This window comes from Kitasatospora sp. NPDC058965 (assembly GCF_042741245.1).
GTDB lineage: Bacteria > Actinomycetota > Actinomycetes > Streptomycetales > Streptomycetaceae > Kitasatospora.
Map to the genome: position 1 here is coordinate 1 of NZ_JBHYKG010000195.1, position 15,939 is coordinate 15,939.

At 74.6% G+C, this 15,939-nt stretch carries 18 protein-coding genes; 9 read left to right on the forward strand and 9 right to left on the reverse strand.

The window, feature by feature from the left end:
* Positions 1-165 precede the first annotated feature (165 nt).
* The 3 genes from ACFW1A_RS26990 to ACFW1A_RS27000 form a co-directional block, all read right to left on the reverse strand.
* Positions 166-426 (reverse strand): type B 50S ribosomal protein L31, encoded by a 261-nt coding sequence (locus tag ACFW1A_RS26990; RefSeq protein ID WP_380412892.1) that lies wholly within the window; start codon positions 424-426, stop codon positions 166-168.
* Between the two features lie 50 nt (positions 427-476).
* Complete coding sequence (gene rpmG / locus ACFW1A_RS26995) at positions 477-641, reverse strand: 50S ribosomal protein L33 (RefSeq protein ID WP_380412894.1); 165 nt, start codon at positions 639-641, stop codon at positions 477-479.
* A 125-nt stretch (positions 642-766) separates the two neighbouring features.
* Complete coding sequence (locus ACFW1A_RS27000; protein ID WP_380412896.1) at positions 767-1,435, reverse strand: hypothetical protein; 669 nt, start codon at positions 1,433-1,435, stop codon at positions 767-769.
* A gap of 321 nt (positions 1,436-1,756) precedes the next feature.
* Here ACFW1A_RS27000 and ACFW1A_RS27005 point away from each other — a divergent pair, with 321 nt between their 5' ends.
* Entirely contained in the window at positions 1,757-2,305 is a 549-nt protein-coding gene (locus tag ACFW1A_RS27005) for a CGNR zinc finger domain-containing protein (RefSeq protein ID WP_380412898.1), read from the forward strand.
* A gap of 33 nt (positions 2,306-2,338) precedes the next feature.
* Here ACFW1A_RS27005 and ACFW1A_RS27010 read toward each other — a convergent pair whose 3' ends face one another.
* Positions 2,339-2,899, reverse strand: coding sequence for a hypothetical protein (locus tag ACFW1A_RS27010; protein WP_380412900.1), 561 nt, complete (start codon positions 2,897-2,899; stop codon positions 2,339-2,341).
* Positions 2,900-3,254: 355 nt separating this feature from the next.
* Between ACFW1A_RS27010 and ACFW1A_RS27015 the strand changes: the two genes are divergently transcribed.
* The 3 genes from ACFW1A_RS27015 to ACFW1A_RS27025 all read left to right on the forward strand — a co-directional run bounded on the left by ACFW1A_RS27015 (position 3,255) and on the right by ACFW1A_RS27025 (position 6,695).
* On the forward strand, positions 3,255-4,859 hold the full coding sequence (locus ACFW1A_RS27015; protein ID WP_380412902.1) for a DUF6351 family protein: 1,605 nt from the start codon (positions 3,255-3,257) through the stop codon (positions 4,857-4,859).
* 221 nt (positions 4,860-5,080) lie between these two features.
* Positions 5,081-6,145, forward strand: a complete 1,065-nt coding sequence (locus tag ACFW1A_RS27020; protein ID WP_380412905.1) for an alpha/beta fold hydrolase — start codon at positions 5,081-5,083, stop codon at positions 6,143-6,145.
* A gap of 112 nt (positions 6,146-6,257) precedes the next feature.
* Entirely contained in the window at positions 6,258-6,695 is a 438-nt protein-coding gene (locus ACFW1A_RS27025) for a hypothetical protein (protein WP_380412907.1), read from the forward strand.
* A 133-nt stretch (positions 6,696-6,828) separates the two neighbouring features.
* On the opposite strand, the gene ACFW1A_RS27030 is transcribed toward ACFW1A_RS27025, so the two are convergent.
* Complete coding sequence (locus tag ACFW1A_RS27030; RefSeq protein ID WP_380412909.1) at positions 6,829-7,320, reverse strand: nuclear transport factor 2 family protein; 492 nt, start codon at positions 7,318-7,320, stop codon at positions 6,829-6,831.
* Positions 7,321-7,466: 146 nt separating this feature from the next.
* On the opposite strand from ACFW1A_RS27030, the gene ACFW1A_RS27035 reads away from it, so the two are divergent.
* Positions 7,467-7,955, forward strand: coding sequence for a hypothetical protein (locus ACFW1A_RS27035; protein WP_380412911.1), 489 nt, complete (start codon positions 7,467-7,469; stop codon positions 7,953-7,955).
* A 49-nt stretch (positions 7,956-8,004) separates the two neighbouring features.
* On the opposite strand, the gene ACFW1A_RS27040 is transcribed toward ACFW1A_RS27035, so the two are convergent.
* Entirely contained in the window at positions 8,005-8,571 is a 567-nt protein-coding gene (locus ACFW1A_RS27040) for a hypothetical protein (protein ID WP_380412913.1), read from the reverse strand.
* Positions 8,572-8,800: 229 nt separating this feature from the next.
* On the opposite strand from ACFW1A_RS27040, the gene ACFW1A_RS27045 reads away from it, so the two are divergent.
* Together ACFW1A_RS27045 and ACFW1A_RS27050 are read left to right on the forward strand one after the other, a co-directional pair.
* Positions 8,801-9,751, forward strand: a complete 951-nt coding sequence (locus ACFW1A_RS27045) for a hypothetical protein (RefSeq protein WP_380412915.1) — start codon at positions 8,801-8,803, stop codon at positions 9,749-9,751.
* Between the two features lie 94 nt (positions 9,752-9,845).
* Complete coding sequence (locus ACFW1A_RS27050) at positions 9,846-10,370, forward strand: GNAT family N-acetyltransferase (protein ID WP_380412917.1); 525 nt, start codon at positions 9,846-9,848, stop codon at positions 10,368-10,370.
* A gap of 242 nt (positions 10,371-10,612) precedes the next feature.
* On the opposite strand, the gene ACFW1A_RS27055 is transcribed toward ACFW1A_RS27050, so the two are convergent.
* Positions 10,613-11,734, reverse strand: coding sequence for a tetratricopeptide repeat protein (locus tag ACFW1A_RS27055; RefSeq protein ID WP_380412919.1), 1,122 nt, complete (start codon positions 11,732-11,734; stop codon positions 10,613-10,615).
* A 233-nt stretch (positions 11,735-11,967) separates the two neighbouring features.
* Between ACFW1A_RS27055 and ACFW1A_RS27060 the strand changes: the two genes are divergently transcribed.
* Complete coding sequence (locus tag ACFW1A_RS27060) at positions 11,968-12,945, forward strand: hypothetical protein (protein ID WP_380412921.1); 978 nt, start codon at positions 11,968-11,970, stop codon at positions 12,943-12,945.
* A gap of 71 nt (positions 12,946-13,016) precedes the next feature.
* On the opposite strand, the gene ACFW1A_RS27065 is transcribed toward ACFW1A_RS27060, so the two are convergent.
* Positions 13,017-13,454 (reverse strand): SRPBCC family protein, encoded by a 438-nt coding sequence (locus ACFW1A_RS27065; protein ID WP_380412923.1) that lies wholly within the window; start codon positions 13,452-13,454, stop codon positions 13,017-13,019.
* Between the two features lie 54 nt (positions 13,455-13,508).
* The gene (locus tag ACFW1A_RS27070; protein WP_380412925.1) at positions 13,509-15,173 is read right to left on the reverse strand and encodes an MFS transporter; all 1,665 of its coding nucleotides are present in this window, start codon (positions 15,171-15,173) and stop codon (positions 13,509-13,511) included.
* A gap of 98 nt (positions 15,174-15,271) precedes the next feature.
* Between ACFW1A_RS27070 and ACFW1A_RS27075 the strand changes: the two genes are divergently transcribed.
* Positions 15,272-15,883, forward strand: coding sequence for a TetR/AcrR family transcriptional regulator (locus tag ACFW1A_RS27075; RefSeq protein ID WP_380412926.1), 612 nt, complete (start codon positions 15,272-15,274; stop codon positions 15,881-15,883).
* Positions 15,884-15,939 lie beyond the last annotated feature (56 nt).

Genomic DNA, 15,939 nt, shown 5'->3' on the forward strand with positions numbered 1-15,939 from the left:
GGGGGTCGGGGGGGGGGCCCCCCCCCGCGGGGGCCCCCCCCGGGGGGGGGGGGGGGGGCCCCCCCCCCCCCCCCCCCGGGCCCCCCCCCCCCCCCCCCCCCCCCCCCCCCCCCCCCCGCAACCCCCGGGCCTGAGCCTGCACGGCTGCCGGGGGCGTCCCGCGGCTCAGTGGCCGGCGCCGTCACCCCGGCCGTACCGGCGGTGGTAGCGCTCGACGCGGCCGGCGGTGTCCAGCACGCGGGCGTTGCCGGTGTAGAAGGGGTGGCTCGCCGAGGAGACCTCGACGTCGACGACGGGGCGGGTGGTGCCGTCGGCCCACTCGACGGTGCGGTCGGCGGTGGCCGTCGAACGGGTGAGGAAGGTGAGCCCGCCGACCCGGTCGCGGAAGACGACGGGCCGGTAGGCGGGGTGGATGCCGTGCTGCACGGGAGGCTCCTTCGCCGGTCGGGAGAGTTCGGTGGGGAGAGGGGACGGGGTCAGCGCTGCTCGCGGAAGTCGACGTGCCGGCCGACGACCGGGTCGTACTTGCGCAGCACGAGCCGGTCGGGGTCGTTCCGGCGGTTCTTCCGCGTGGCGTAGGTGTAGCCGGTGCCGGCGGTCGACCGGAGTGTGGTGATCGGGCGCAGGTCGCTACGGGCCATGGTGTCCTCCCGGGTCGGATGGTCGAGCGGTGTCGGCAGCCGTCAGGAAATGGTTGTCGTTTCCATTCGGCTGCTGGTCTCCACAACGCCGACCACGGGGAGGACATTCCCGCGGGTGCGCGGCGTCACTGCAGGATGTTGATCGCGCGGGCGATCACCAGCGCCGCCACGACCAGGGAGGCCGCGGCCTGGGCCATCATCAGCAGTTTGGCCCACGGCTTGATCGCGGAGACGTCGGTGGGGCTGAAGGCGGTGGCGGTCCAGAAGGCCAGCGAGAGGTAGTCGGCGAAGACCGGGACCCAGTCGGGCGAGGCGTAGGCCGTGTGCTGCATCTCGGGGAAGACGAACACCGGGTTCGCCGAGGGCCGGTGCGCCCGGGCGGCGGCCCCACCGCGGTCCAGGTCCCAGTACCAGAGCGCGAAGGCGATCACGTTCGTCACCCAGACCACCCCGCCGGCGGCCAGCAGCCCGGTGGCGTTGTTGGCGAACAGCTTGTTGTTGGTCAGGATGTCCACCACCAGGTGGACCCCCGCGAACACGTTCGCCACCGTGATGAACCCGATCAGGACGTCGGTGACCGCCCGGAGCCAGGGCTGCTGCCGGTCGATCCGGCCGGGGTCCCCGACCACCAGGACCGCCAGCAGCACGGCGAGCACGACCGGCACCACCCAGGCGGGGTCGACCCGGTAGCGCCCCGGCAGCGCCACGTGCAGCCCGCCGGCCACCGCGATCGCCAACCCCACCGGCCACCACCGCTCGCCCCGCTCGCCGGCCGGGCCCGGACCAGATGCCATACCCGATGGTGCACTCCCGCCCCGGCCGGATCACCGACGGCGCACCCGGGGCGGGCCCACCCTCACACGAGTGGATCCGTCCACGGCGTGCGGGCCGGGGCGCACGCGATCAGTCGGCCCCGTGGATCCGGGCGATGCTCGGCCGTCCCGGCCTTCGCCCCGGGCGCGCCGCTTGCCCCGGCCTTCGCCCCGGGCGCGCCGCTTGCCCCGGCCTTCGCCCCGGGCGCGCCGCTTGCCCCGGCCTTCGCCCCGGGCGCGCCGCTTGCCGGTGCGCGCGTCGCCGGAGTTGCCTTCTCGGGCGTCACTGGTCAATATGGTGACGTGGATCATGCCTTTCCGTGCGGGACCCTGCCGCTCGACTTCGTCGGCACGCTGCGTGCGCGGCGCAACGCCGAGCCGCTGGAGAAGCTCGCCGCGCCCGCCCTGCTGGACAGCTGGTTCGTCGAGGCGGGGATGCTGGATGCGGCGCCGGGTGCCGACGAGACCGATCTCGCGATCGCGGTGGACCTGCGGGAAGCGGTCTACGAGCTGGTCGCGGACCGCCTCGCGGGCCGACCCCTGTCGCCCCGGCCGGTGGCCGCGCTGAACCGGCAGGCGGCGGGTCTGCCGGTGGCGCTGCGGCTGGGGCCCGACGGCACCACCCGCACCGGGTCGGCGAGCCAGGCGCTGACCTCGCTGGCCCGCGAGGCCGTGCGGATCCTCGGGGGCGACGAGGCGGAGTTGCTGCGCGAGTGCGCGCGCCCGGAGTGCACCCAGGTCTACCTGGACCGCTCGCGCGGCCACCGGCGGGAGTGGTGCGCGATGGCGACCTGCGGCAACCGGGTCAAGGCCGCGAGCTACCGGGCGCGCCGACAGGGCGGCGGCGCCTGACGGCGGGTCCGCCGGCGCGACGGGCCGTCCGGCTCAGCCCTGGTCGCCCCGCAGCGGGGTGTACCTGACCGACCGCTCCGCCTTGTCGCGCTGCACGCGTCCCTTGGCGACGAGCGACTCCAGCGAGTTCCGGACGACCTGCGCCGTGGGCTCCCGGTCCGGGTGCTTGCGCAGCAGTTCCGCCCGCAGTTCCTGTGCCGAGCGCGGTTCGCGGTGGGCGGCCAGCAGCTCCAGCAGGAGGTCGCCCAGGAGCACCGCCTGCGTCGGCCGCCCCTTCGGTGCGGCGCCCCTCGACCCGGCCCCTGCGGACCCGGCCCCCCGCGGCACGGCCGTCGGCCGACCGTCGTGCGTAGGCCCGTCGTGCGTCGGCCTGTGGTGCGCCGACTCGTCCGCGGGTTGCTCCGGCGGCGCGGGGTCCGCCGGGTCCGCGTAGCGCTCGGCGAGGCTCAGGATGTCCAGCAGGAGGGCCTCCTCCTGCCGCAGCGTCTTGATCTGCTCCAGCAGCGCCTGCTGCCGATGCCGGTTCTGCTCCAGGTCCGACGCGGCCTGTGCCACGTACCGCGACCGGAGCGAGGCGGCCGACTGGTCGGTCATCGCCGGTTCACCCCCTGCGTTGCGTGCGGACGACTCTGCGCACCCGACCTGGCTGCGGCCCTCATCCTGACACATCCACCTGCCCGGGCACACCTGTCGCGTTGACGGGGCACACGTATCGTGCCACCATCGTCACCAGTTAGACAGGTGACGCGGAGGGCGGGTGAGGCACAGGCCTGCGACGCGGCCCGTGGCGGACCGTCAACTGACGAACCGTCAAGTCTCTGATACACAGCAGCTTTTCGCGCACCAGAGTGTGACCCACGACCACCGCCGCCGCCGTGGCGCGCCGACCCACCGGGACCGGCGCCCGTGCCACGGCCGGCCCGCTACCTCATCCCTAGGACGGGAAACGATGCGACGAACCCTCATGTGCTCCGCGGCCGTGCTGCCGCTGACGGCGGCGATGTTCCTGCCGACCACTGCCTCGGCCACGGCCGCCGGGCCCGCCGCGGCCGGCTGTGCGGCCGTGCGGGTGCCGGCGCCGGCCGGGACCAGGATCGAGTCCGTCACCGCGGCGCGCCGGGCCGGCGGCACGGTCCGGGGGACCGGCGTGGTGGGCGGCAGCGTCGCCGACGTCCCGCCGTACTGCGAGGTGACGCTGACCGTCACCCACCCCGGTGCCGACGACCACGCGAAGGTGCGGGTCTGGCTGCCGGCCGCCGGGTGGAACGGCCGCTTCCAGGCGGTCGGCGGCGCCGCCTACTCCGCGGGCGACAACGGGGTCGGGCTCGGCACGGCGGTCAAGGGCGGCTACGCCGCGGCCACCACGGACGCCGGGATCGGCGACGCGCTCGACACCGGCTGGGCGCTGGACGGCCGGGGCCGGGTGAACGCGGCGCTGTTGGAGAACTTCGCCTCCCGCTCGCAGCACGAGACGGCGGTGGTCGGCAAGGAGGTGGTGGCCGCGGTCTACGGCAGGTCGGCCTCGTACTCCTACTTCACCGGCTGCTCGACCGGCGGTCGCGAGGGGTACATGGAGGCCCAGAAGTACCCGGCGGACTACAACGGCATCCTCGCCGACGCGCCCGCCGTCAACTGGGACGAGTTCGAGGTCGCCACGCTGTGGCCGCAGGTGGTGATGCACGAGGAGAAGACCTATCCCACCGCGTGCGAGTTCAACGCCTTCAACCAGGCCGTCCTCAAGGCCTGCGACGGGCTCGACGGCGTCACGGACGGCCTGGTGTCCGACCCCGGGGCCTGCGACTTCGACCCCGCCCGGCTGGTCGGCACCACGGTGCTGTGCGAGGGCAAGGAGGTGACCATCACGGCCGCCGACGCCGCCGTGGTCCGGAAGATCTGGGACGGTCCGCGCTCGGCCTCGGGCGAGCGGCTCTGGTACGGCCTGCCGGTCGGTGCCGACTTCTCCTGGCTGGCGGCGACGCAGACCGCGCCCGACGGCAGCGTCACGGGCCGGCCGTTCGGCGTGCCGGCCGCCTGGGTCGCCTCGTTCGTCCTCAAGCAGCCCTCCTTCGACACCTCGACGCTCACGTACGACCGGTTCGCCCAGGTGTTCGCGCAGTCCAAGGACGAGTACGACAAGGTGATCGGGACCGACGACCCGGACCTGACGGCGTTCCGCCGGGCCGGCGGCAAGCTGCTGACCTGGCAGGGCGAGGCCGACCAGCTCATCCCCACCCGGGGCACCGTCGACTACCGCGAGCGGGTCGACCGGGCGATGGGCGGCACGAAGCGGGTCGACGACTTCTACCGGCTCTTCCTCGCCCCCGGGACCGCGCACTGCGCGCTCAACGGCGGCGGGACCAACGACCTGGCGGCGCTGACCGACTGGGTCGAGCACGGCAGGGCCCCGCAGACGCTCACCGCGACGCTCACCACCGCGACGGGCCGGGCCGTCACCCGCGACCTGTGCCGCTACCCGATGGTGTCCCGCTACTCGGGCCACGGCGACCCGGCCGCGGCGGCGAGCTTCCGCTGCGTCCCGGCCGACCGCCGCTGACCCCCCCGAACAGGTCCGACCGGCCCCCGACGGTCGGACCGCCGAACGGCCCGGGCCGCGCGCGGGTGTCGCACGGGCTGTTGGGCAGCCCGTGTGACGCGCGCCCGCGGTCCCGACCCACCGTCACCTGACGGATGCGGCTGCTCCCCGCCGGCCCGAGAGTCGGTACCACCACCCCTGCAGCACTCGACACCAGTGAGAACGAGCGACGGAGGACCACCATGAACAGGCGCAGCTTCACCAGGGCCGTCGGACTGGGCGCGGGCGCGACCGCCGTGTCGGCGATCGGGCTGCCCACGGCCGCCGCCACCACCACCGGGCGGGCCGGAGGCTCCCGCGGTCCCGCGCCCACCGTGCCGACCGTGGTGCCGGGCACCCACACGGAGTTCGCCGCGCTGAAGCAGGTGCGCGCCGGTGTGCTCGACATCGGGTACGCGGAACTCGGTCCGGCGCACGGTCCGGCGGTGATCTGCCTGCACGGCTGGCCCTACGACATCCACAGTTTCGTCGACGTGGCCCCGCTGCTGGCGGCGGAGGGCTACCGGGTCGTCGTCCCCTACCTGCGCGGACACGGGACCACCCGGTTCCGGTCGGCCGACACCTTCCGCAACGCCCAGCAGTCCGCGGTCGCCCTCGACGTCATCGCGCTGATGGACGCGCTCAGGATCGACAAGGCGGTGCTGGCCGGGTTCGACTGGGGTGCGCGCACCGCCGACATCATCGCGGCCCTGTGGCCCGAGCGGGTCAGGGCACTGGTGTCGGTCGGCGGATACCTCGTCACCGACGTGGCGGCGCAGGCGAAGCCGCTCGCCCCGGCAGCCGAGCACACCTGGTGGTACCAGTTCTACTTCGCCACCGAGCGCGGCCGCCTGGCGATGGAGAGCCCCGTCGACCGTCCGGCCCTGTGTCGACTGGTCTGGAACACCGTCTCGCCCGGCTGGCAGTTCGACGACGCCACCTTCGCCCGCACCGCGGCGGCGTTCGAGAACCCCGACTACCCGGCCGTCGTCATCCACAACTACCGCTGGCGCCTCGGACTCGCCGCGGGGGAGCCCGAGTACGACGCCTACGAGCGCAAGCTCGCGGCCCGCCCCAGGATCACCGTGCCCACCGTGACGCTCGATCCGGCGCTGGACCCGTTCGCGGCTCCGGGCGACGGCAGCTCCTACCGGTCCTTCTTCACCGGCCGCTACCTCCACCGCACCCTGGGCGGCGTGGGCCACAACCTCCCCCAGGAGGCGCCCACCGCCTTCGCCCAGGCCGTCGTCGACGCCGACCACCTCTGATTCCCCGCCCCTTCGGGGCGTCACTGTCTTGACTGGTTACGGCTGATGTGGAAAAGTCGTCACCAGTCAAGACGGTTACTCAAGCAGACCAGCGACACATCGAGGACGTGCCATGGCAGTCGTACGCATCCAGCTCCGCTCCACCCTCAGCCCCAAGGAGGTGCTGGGCGTGCTCACCGACTTCGGCCCGTCCCGCCCCCAGGCCTGGCCCACCATCGACGCCGAGCACTTCGCGGTGCACGAGCTCGGCGACACCTTCGCCGAGGTGACCGAGGGCACCGCTGCGGCCTGGGAGCGCGCGCGTTACGAGTGGGACCCCGAGGGCCACCGGGTCACCGTGACCACCCTCGACTCCAAGCTCTTCGGGGCCGGCGGCGGCTGGGTCTTCACGATGACCCCCGAGGGGCGGGGCACCCTGGTCGATGTCCAACTGACCCGCGAGCCGGCCGGCCTCAAGGGGAAGATGCTGGCCTCGCTGCTGCCCGTGGTCGCCCCGTCCGCCCTGCGCAAGTCGTTCGCCGGACCGCTGCGGACCGGGGCCCGCCCCTGACCCGTGGCCGCACCCGGGCGCGTCGTCGTGGCGACGGTTCGCCGGCCGCCCGAGCACACGTGTGTCCGTGGCATCGCGTCTGCACCGGCCCCGACCCCGTCACACGTGTGTCGGACGACAGTCGGTCGGCCGACTACGCCTGCCGAGCCGGTCCGGTCGGTTCGGCCGCCCGGCGGAGGTGGCGGCTGACGTCCCCGACGAGGGTGATCCGGACCCGCCGCTCGGTGAAGTGCCACTGGCCGTCGCGCCGTTCGAACCGGTCGTGGTACCGCCCGGCGGCGATGGCCTGCAACGGCAGCTCGGGCAGTGCCTGGAACACGGTGACGTACGAGCGGGCGACCGCGGTGCCGCCCGCCTCGTCCACCTCGACGGCGAGGTTCGTGGTGACGTGCTGGGTGCGCGGCGTGCCGTCGGCGTAGCGGATCACCGTGTCGCGGAACATCCGCTCGATCGCCTCCCGGCCGTGCACCGGCTCACCACTGCCCACGAACGTCGCGTCCGCGAGCAGGGCCCCGAGCCCGGCGAAGTCGCCGTCGTCCACGAGCTCGGCGTAACGGGCGATCAGATTCGCTATCGCGAGGTGGCTCGGCCGGCTCTGCTGCTCGTCGGCGGGGGTGGCGGACACGGGTGCTCCTGCGGGTGGACGGTCGGCTCTGGTTCTGACACGCAGTCTGGCTCCGACGCCCAGTCTGCCGGAACACCGTGGGCGGCCCTGTCGGCGTGGCCGAAATCCGTTTCGGCGCGGTGGGAGCCGGCAGGCAGGATGTCGGGATGACCGATCTGCGCTGGCCCGACCACGTCGCGTGGCTGCTCGACCCGACCGACGGGGCCTGCCTGCCGGACGTGTTCGTCGAGGACACGGTGGCCGCCGACTGGCAGGCCGTGCTCGACCTGATCCAGGAACGGGGCTGGGCCCACACGTACGCCGAGGGCGGGACGGAGCTGCCGCTGCCCCGCGCCGACACCGTGCTGTCCCGCCCGGCCGACGCCGACTGCCCGACGCTGCGGGTGTGGCCGGCCCCCGAGGTCTGCGCGATCTTCCGGTTCCTCGGTGAGGAGCAGATCGACTTCGACCTCGACCTGCGGGAACTCCAGGGCCAGGACCGCCTGGACGTCCTGTGCAGCTTCCTCACCGCGATCGGGCGGCGCCTGGGCAAACCGGTCCCCCTCTTCCCCGAGGGCGGCGGCACACCGCCGCTGCTGGGGTACGACGTCGCCACCGATCGCGTCCGGGTCTGGTGGACGCAGCCGGACACCTGAGCCCCGGGAACGCCTGCCCGCCGCGTCCGCTCCGGCGTCGGCCCCCGGCCTAGCCACCCGACAGCGCGCGGCGCATCACGGCAAGCACCGCGTCCTCGGGAAACCTCGCCAGCGCCGCGGCCTCGGCGCCGGCCAGCACGTCGGCCAGGTCTTCCGGTGCCGCACCGCGCACCAGCTGCCCGACCCACGCCGCCAAGCCGTCCAGCTCCGCGGGCAGCCCTGACGGCACCGCCCCCGTGTACCGCGCGGCGGGCTTGCGCCGCCGGAACGGGAGGCGGCGGGGCAAGGCTCCCGGCGCGCTCCGGCGGACAGCCTCGGGCCCCGGGACGGCCTCCGCTGCTGTCGGCGTAGGTGCGGGCGCGGCACGGCGCCGGGCGGGCGCGGGCACCGGCAGGCCGTCGGTCGCGTACCGCCCGGGCGGCAGGCCGACGTCGTAGGGGTGCACGCAGACCGGCACACGGTCGGCCGTGTAGCGGAAGCCGTCGGCCGGATCGTACGGACACTCGCGGGTCGGTCGCTCGTAGACGTCGAACCCACCGGCCGGGAACCGCAACGCCGGGCAGATCCAGCACACGTCGTGGTCGCTCTCCTCGTCCACGAACGGCTCGCTCTCCACACCCACGACCCTACCGGCGGGCCGGCGGCCGTCGTGACCGGGATGCCGGGCCTGCCCGCGCACCGCCTCCGCCGCCGGGTGCCGGGTGCGCCGGGGCACTGGGAAAACCGGTGGCGCCGCCGGGACCGGCCTGGTGGGATGCAGGGGTTTCGGCAGGGGAGGGGACGGCGGCTTGGCGGTGTTCGGGTGTGCGGGCTGCGGAGCGGCCCTGACGGCGGCGGTGTCGCAGGTGGCGCTGCCGGTCCACCTGGTCGACACCTACTGGGAGACGCTGCACCCGCCGGTCCTGGAGGCCGGGACGTACGCCGTCGACCCGGGGCGCCGAGGATCGCCCTGGCGGCTCGCCGGGGAGTTCAGCGCCGAGGAGGCCGCGGAGCGGGGATTCTTCGCACCGGTCGACGCCCTGTCCGACGGGCCGTCAGGCACGGTGCTGCTCGCGCCCGGCGACGTGCGGGGCACCAGGCTGGTCCTGGAGCGTGCCGACGGGTACTGCATGGGGATCGACGGGCGCGACGGACCGAACCTCGCCTGCCTCGGCTGCGGACTGCCGGTGGGGACCCGGATCGACGACTGCGGGCAGTGGCAGCAGGTCCAGCTCCCGCCCGGGGCGGTGGTGCGGTTGCCCGCCCCGCCCGAGCGCCCGGTCCTGGACTGGTCCGAGCTGCTGACGGACGGCGCCTTGTGGCGCGGCCTGAGCGACTACCGGGACATCCCGGCCGGTGCGGCCCTGGCCCACCTGGTGGTGGCCTCCGGGGGACGGCCGGTCGAGGTGGCGCCCGGTCCGGTCGCAGAGCTGTTCGGCTGGGCAGTCGCCCAGCTGCTTCCGGCCGGGGGCGACGCCCGGCGACTCGACCTTGCGGGGCCCGGGCGTGGTGAGCCGGCGGCCGAGCTGCTCCTGGTGCCGGTCCATCCGCAGACCGGGCTGGTGTGGCGGCCGAGCACCGGTGCGCAGGCCCTGCCGGTGGAGGCCGCGCTCTGGGCCGAGCTGGCTTTCCCGCCGCACCGGACCCGGTTGCCGGTGGTCGGCGGACTGCCGGCAGGTGTGGAACGGGACGATCCGCTGCCACCGTACCCAGGGCGGGCGTTCCAGCCCTCCTTCGAGGCGTTCCGCCGGACCTTGGCCGGGATGCCCGAGGTCCGGGAGCCGTGGCTGCGGGCGCTCTACGAGCGCCGCTACTGAGTCGTGAGTTCGCGGTGAGCCGGTGGGCCGTCCCACCGATCCGGCGTGTCGAAAACCGCTGGAGCCCTGCCGGTCGGGCGGGCATCATGATCGAATGCCGGAGTTGATCGACCCGACCGTCCGACTGCGCCCGTCCTTCCTGGCGGCCGTGGCCGAGTTCCACGCCGACCGCGAGCAGGGGGTGCCGTGGTTCGTCACCAACGTCGATCCGCCGGCGTTGACGGACGCCGACGCGTTCGCGGCCTACGTCGCGCGGGTGCTGGGTGAGCGGACCGAGGACGGTGCGGTGCGGAACGGGTTCGTGCCGATGACGACGCTCTGGTGGGTCGAGGGCGAGGAGATGCTCGGCCGGCTCGCGATCCGCCACCGGCTCACGCCGGCCCTCGAACGGGTCGGCGGCCACATCGGCTACGACGTCCGCCCCGGCGCCCGCCGTCGGGGTCACGCGACCGCGATGCTCGCCGCCGCGCTGCCCGTCGCCCGCGGGCTCGGCATCACGCGGGCACTGCTGACCTGCGACGAGGCGAACACCGCCTCCCGGCGCGTGATCGAGGCCAACGGCGGCGAGTTCCTCGACACCGACGGCGACAAGCGGCGCTACTGGGTACCGACTGCCTGACAGGTCGTCAGGTCGGCTGCTATGGGCGGGGAACGGCCTGGGCCTGTGCGCCCAGGGCGGCGACCTCTGCGGACGCCCGGGCGAGGACCCGCTGGACCTCCTGGACGAGGAGGGTGAGGACCCGGGCCGTTCGGGTGGGCGTCCATGCGGCCCGGCAGGGCGGCGAGCGCCGACTGAAGACGGTTGTTGTGGCCGGGACAGCGCAGCGCGGACCGGCCCGCGCTCCCCGCCTGGTCCGTGGGTCAGCTCCGGCGCAGGGCGGCCAGCGCCGTTCGGGCGGCGAGGGTGTGCGGGTGGTCGGGGCCGAAGTGCGCCTGCGCGTCGGCGGCGCAACGGGTGAGGTGCTGTTCCGCCTCCGCAGGCCGGCCTTGCGCGGCGATCGCGGCGGCCAGGGTGATGGCGGCTTCCAGCGCGCGGTGGTGGATGGGTGGGTAGCGGGCTTCGCCGGCCGCGTCGACGGCTTGGCGGGCCTGCCCCTCGGCGTCCTCGGGGCGCCCGAGCCCGAGCAGGGCCTGGGCTGTCACCGTGGCGAGCAGGAGCCTCGAGTCCGCCGTGCCGGCCCTCGGATGCTCTTGCGCGTCGGACAGGGCTCGGAGCGCTTCCTCGTGGCGTGCTTGGCCGTTGAGGCAGCGGGCGAGGCCGACGTGCAGGGGGAGCTGGGCATGGTCGGTGAGGGCCTTGCGGACGGCGGCCTCGGCTTCGGCGTAGCGGCCGGTGCTGTTGAGCTGGTAGACCCGGACACCGGTCACCCGGCCGTGCCGCGGATCCTGGTCGTCGAGGGTGCCCAGGAGGTCCTGGCACTCACGCTCCACGAGCGCGTGCTCGGCCAGGACCGCGAGCTGGTTGATGCGGCTGATGCGGGCTTCGAGCACGGCCGTGTGACTCGTCCCGAGGACGGGGGCGGCCTCCTGCAGGCACGTGTCCAAAGCGTCGGCGGCTTCGCGGTGACGGCCCTGGCAGGTGAGGGCGAAGGCCCGGAGTCGGCCCGCCTTCACGCGCACGTCGTCCACGGTCGCGTGGCAGGCCAGGACCCTCCCGTACTGCTCCTCGGCCTCGTGGAAGCGCCGCAGCGCGAGGAGGGACACGGCCAGTGTCATCCGTGCATGAGTGCTGTCGGGATGATCCTCGCCCCGCGCGGCCACGAACGGCGGGAGCAGGTCGAGCAGTTCGGCAACCACCTCCTCGCGGCGCCGCTGCACGAACAGGCCGAGGGCCAGGATGTACCTGCTGCTCAGGACGGGTACCGAGTCCGGGCCCAGCCACCGGCCACGCAGCTCGATCTCCCGGCGCCGTAGGGGTTCGGCGTCCGCCCACCGGTCGTCAGCGACCAGCTCGTGAGCCTCCTTGGCCAACGAGTCGGCCAACCGGAGATCGCGACGACGCCCCCAACCCCGCCGGCTCACGGTCCTGACTCCTTGCTCCGCGCCCGATACTGCGCCGATCATACGGACGCGTCGGACGTTCCCCTGCGGCGACGGGGGCCGAGGTCGTCCCCGTCAGGCCTGCCACCTGCTGGTATTCCGTTCCCCGCGCTGCGGTAGGGTCGCGCGGGATCGCGGGCCCGGGACCGTCGGGCGAACACCGTAGGGAGCAGTGCGTGTCCATACCTGACGGGTCGCCGCAGGGCGTCGTGTCCGCTTCGTCCGACGGGTCCACCGGGGCCCCGGACGTCGTGTCGGGCGGCGGGCGGGTGCCGTGGGGCGGCGTCGGCGGGCCTCGGGGCAAGGGGCGGGTCTGGCTCGTCGGGGGTGTCGTCGTGGCCGTGCTGGTCGCCGTCGGTGCGGTGAGCGGTCTGTTGACCTCGGACGGGGGCCGCCCGGTGGCGCTCGGCTCGCTCGGAGCCGGCAGCTGCTTCCGCCTGCCGGCCCACCCGGACCGCTCGTTCACCGGGAGCAGCGGGGTGGTCCGGGTCGCCTGTGCCGAGCCGCACTACGGTGAGGTGATCGCCCGCCCCGCCGTCGACCTCGCCGGGGCCGGCACCACCGACCGGGTCGTCGGCGCGCGCAAGGCCTGCCGGGAGCCGATGGCCGACTACAACCCGGACTTCTGGGCCGCGCCGGCCAACGTCGCGATGGAGGTCGTGCCCCCGACGGAGCAGGAGCTCAAGGACCACCCGAGCGCCACCTGCCTCTACGCGGGCCGCAGCTTCCTGCTCACCGGCTCGCTGCGCGCCGATCCGTCCCGGCTGAACGCCGCGCAGCGCCAGTACCTCGACGCCGTTCGCCCGTACGACGGTGTCTCCGCGGAGGGGCTGGACGGGTGGAAGGGCGCGGGTGACGCCGATCTGACGGCGTGGGCGAAGGAGATGGTCGCCGCCGAGCAGCAGACGTTGGAGGCGCTGCGGCGGATCGGACCGCCGGCCGGAGCGGAGGAGCAGTTCGGCCACGTGCTGGACCAGCACCGGATGGCGGTCGGCTCGTGGCAGGCGGCAGCCGCCTCGGACACCACCGGCGAGATCCGCGACCGGATCGCCTCGGCCCGGGCCGCCGAGCACGACAGCATGGACGCCGCCCAGGCCGTCCGCGGTGCGCTGGGTCTGACCACGGCCATGCGGCCCACCGGCTACTCCCTCTGACCGGCGCGGCGGACAGCCGGACGGAACAGGGGCGGGTCAGGACAGCGAGCGGGTCAGGCCAAGAGGGCGGGTCAGGACAGGAGGTGGGTCAGGACCCTCCCGAAGACGGCTCGACCCGACCGGGCCACCAGCGGGTCGACGGCGCGGGGGAGGCGCGCGATCGAGATCTCCTCCGTCCAGGTCACCTCGGTGCCGCCCTCGGGGTGCAGTGGGTGGACCGTCAGCACGGCCCAGCCGCGGACCACGCGCCCGCGCTTCTCCAACCGGCAGACCCCGTCCCGCCCGGGTGCCGGGACCGTCAGCCCGACGATCTCCATCGGGTCGTCGAAGGCCAGCGGTCCGAGCCGGGTGCGCGCCAGCACCGTGTCACCCGTCTGCCGTCCCGAGCCGCGGTCGGCGCGGACCGTGGTGAACGGCACCCGGTCGCCGTGGCGGGGCCAGTCGGTGAGGCGGTCCCAGCAGGCCGCGGCGGTGAGCGGTGAACGGCGGGTCAGTTCGAAACGGGCCACGGCTCATCGTAGGAGCGGCGCGCCGGGACGGCGGGGTGCACCGCCGACCACCCGTCAGGCATCCGTGCGCCCCGCCGCGGGCAGGCCCTGCGCCGCCGAGCGGTGCGAGTGGTCCGAGCGGTCCGACAGATCCGAGCGGGATGCGGAGGATGCGTGCGGTGCGCGCTCCGCGGGCGTCGCCGGGTCCGGTCGGGCCGCAGTGACCGGAGGCGCCGTCGCTGTGGCCATGGCGAGGCGGCCGGGCAGGGCCAGCGCCGGGAGGGCGCCCGCCAGGCAGATCGCGGCGGCCACCAGGCAGGCGACGTGGAAGCCGTGCATGAACGAGTCCTGCACCGCCGCCAGCAGGTCGCCCCGGCCGCCGGCCCGCGCGGTGCCCAGCGCGGCCGCGACCGAGCCCCGGGCCTCGGCGAGCCGCGCGGGCGGCAGGTCCGCGAAGGACGTGGCGCCGAGGTGTCCGGCGTACAGCGAGGTGAAGATGCTGCCCAGGACGGCGACGCCGAGCGTGCCCCCGGTCTCCCGGGTGGCGTCGTTCACCGCGGAGCCCAGGCCCGCCTTGGCCGGTGGCAGCACGCTGAGGATCGACTCGGTCGCCGGGGCGGTCGTCAGCCCCAGGCCCAGTCCGATCAGCACCATCTGGCCGACGACCTGGGGGTAGGCGACGAACGTCGCGGAGGCGGCGATCCAGCCGAACGCGCACCCGAGCAGCACCAGGCCCGCGACCACCACGGACCGGGTGCCCACCCGGGTGGCCAGCGCCACCCCGGCCACCGAGCCGACCGCGATGCAGGCCGCGACGGGCAGGATCCGGGTGCCGGTCGACAGGGTGCTGTAGCCGCGGACGAACTGGAAGTACTGGGTGACCAGGAAGATGAAGCCGAAGAGCGCGAAGAAGGCGATGGTCACCGAGCCGCTCGCCGCCGAGAACGCGGGCGTGCGGAACAGCGAGAGGTCGATCATGGGCCGGGCCCGGCGGCGCTCGATCAGGACGAAGACCACGGCGAGCGCGACGGCGCCGGCGAACCCGGCGGCGGTCGCCGGGGCGGACCAGCCGCGTGCGGGCGCCTCGATGAGCGTGTAGACCAGCAGGCCGACCGCCGTCGAGGAGGCCAGCAGCCCGGGCGGGTCCAGCCGCGCCTGTTCGGGGCTGCGCGACTCCGGCACCCAGCGCCAGGCGGCGGCCAGTGCGAGTGCGCTGACCGGCACCAGGGCCAGGAACACGGACACCCAGCCGAAGTGGCTCAGCAGCAGGCCGCCGCAGAGCGGTCCCACCGCCACGCCGAGGCCGGTGACCGCGCCCCACAGTCCGATGGCCCGGGCGCGTTCGCGCCGCACCGGGTACGCGTTGGTGATCACCGAGAGCGTGGTGGGGAAGATGACGGCCGCGCAGGCGCCCATGGCGAACCGCACTGCGATCAGGGCCTCCGGGCTGGAGACGGTGGCGGCGACCGCGCTGGTGGCACCGAACCCGGCCAGGCCCAGCAGCAGCGCCGGGCGGCGGCCGAAGCGGTCGCCCAGGGACCCGGCGACCAGCACCAGGGCGGCGAACGCGAGGTTGTAGCCGTCGACGATCCACTGCAGGTCGCGGGTGGTGGCGTTCAGTTCGCGACCGATCGAGGGGAGCGCGACGTTCACGATCGTGGTGTCGAGGTTGATGGCGAAGGCGGCCAGGCAGGCCACCGCGAGGACCATCGAAGGGCGTGAGCCGGACGGGGAGGGCATGGTCGCCTCCACGGGGAGGGAGATGTTGACAGCGGCTACATATGGGACTATTCCACTCAAAGTGGACATCGTCAACATCTCGCGGAACGGAGGGCCCGGTGGACGGGAAGCAGGGGTACCACCACGGCAACCTGCGCCAGGCGCTGGTGGCGGCCGGCCTGACCCTGGCCCGCAGCGGCGGCCCGGAGGCCGTCGGGCTGCGCGAGGCCAGCCGGCAGGCAGGCGTCTCCCACAACGCGGCCTACCGGCACTTCGCCGACCACCGGGAGCTGGTCGCCGCCGTGGCCGAGCGCTGCATGCAGGAACTCGGCGACCTGATGCGTGCCCGCACGGGGGCCGTCACCGGCGGCGCGACGGAACGGGCCTGGGGCCGGCTGGACGCCCTCGGCCGCGCCTACGTGGACTTCGCACACGCCGAGCCGGGCTGGTTCCGCACGGCCTTCTCGGCAGCGGCCCACCCGGACCCGCCGGGCCCACCCCCGGAGCTGACCGCCGATCACCCCTTCCAGCAGCTCAACGCGGCGCTCGACGACCTGGTGGCCGTCGGCGCCCTGCCCGCCGACCGCCGTCCCGGGGCCGAGTACGCGGCCTGGTCGGCGGTGCACGGTTTCGCGGCCCTCACCGTGGAGGGACCACTGCGCGGCATGGCCGCCGCCGAGACGGAGCAGGCGCTGCGGACCGTGCTGGCGGTGGTGGTGCGGGGGTTGTGAGGGGGCGGGGCCGCCGGGCGGCACGCAAAAGGGCCGGTCCGGTGCACCCAGTGCAC

Bases quoted from the DNA above. Each gene is read 5' to 3' on its own strand.
- rpmG (WP_380412894.1), bottom strand. From the start codon at position 641: ATGGCCCGTAGCGACCTGCGCCCGATCACCACACTCCGGTCGACCGCC.
- ACFW1A_RS27000 (WP_380412896.1), bottom strand. From the start codon at position 1,435: ATGGCATCTGGTCCGGGCCCGGCCGGCGAGCGGGGCGAGCGGTGGTGG.
- ACFW1A_RS27010 (WP_380412900.1), bottom strand. From the start codon at position 2,899: ATGACCGACCAGTCGGCCGCCTCGCTCCGGTCGCGGTACGTGGCACAG.
- ACFW1A_RS27015 (WP_380412902.1), top strand. From the start codon at position 3,255: ATGCGACGAACCCTCATGTGCTCCGCGGCCGTGCTGCCGCTGACGGCG.
- ACFW1A_RS27020 (WP_380412905.1), top strand. From the start codon at position 5,081: ATGAACAGGCGCAGCTTCACCAGGGCCGTCGGACTGGGCGCGGGCGCG.
- ACFW1A_RS27025 (WP_380412907.1), top strand. From the start codon at position 6,258: ATGGCAGTCGTACGCATCCAGCTCCGCTCCACCCTCAGCCCCAAGGAG.
- ACFW1A_RS27035 (WP_380412911.1), top strand. From the start codon at position 7,467: ATGACCGATCTGCGCTGGCCCGACCACGTCGCGTGGCTGCTCGACCCG.
- ACFW1A_RS27050 (WP_380412917.1), top strand. From the start codon at position 9,846: ATGCCGGAGTTGATCGACCCGACCGTCCGACTGCGCCCGTCCTTCCTG.
- ACFW1A_RS27070 (WP_380412925.1), bottom strand. From the start codon at position 15,173: ATGCCCTCCCCGTCCGGCTCACGCCCTTCGATGGTCCTCGCGGTGGCC.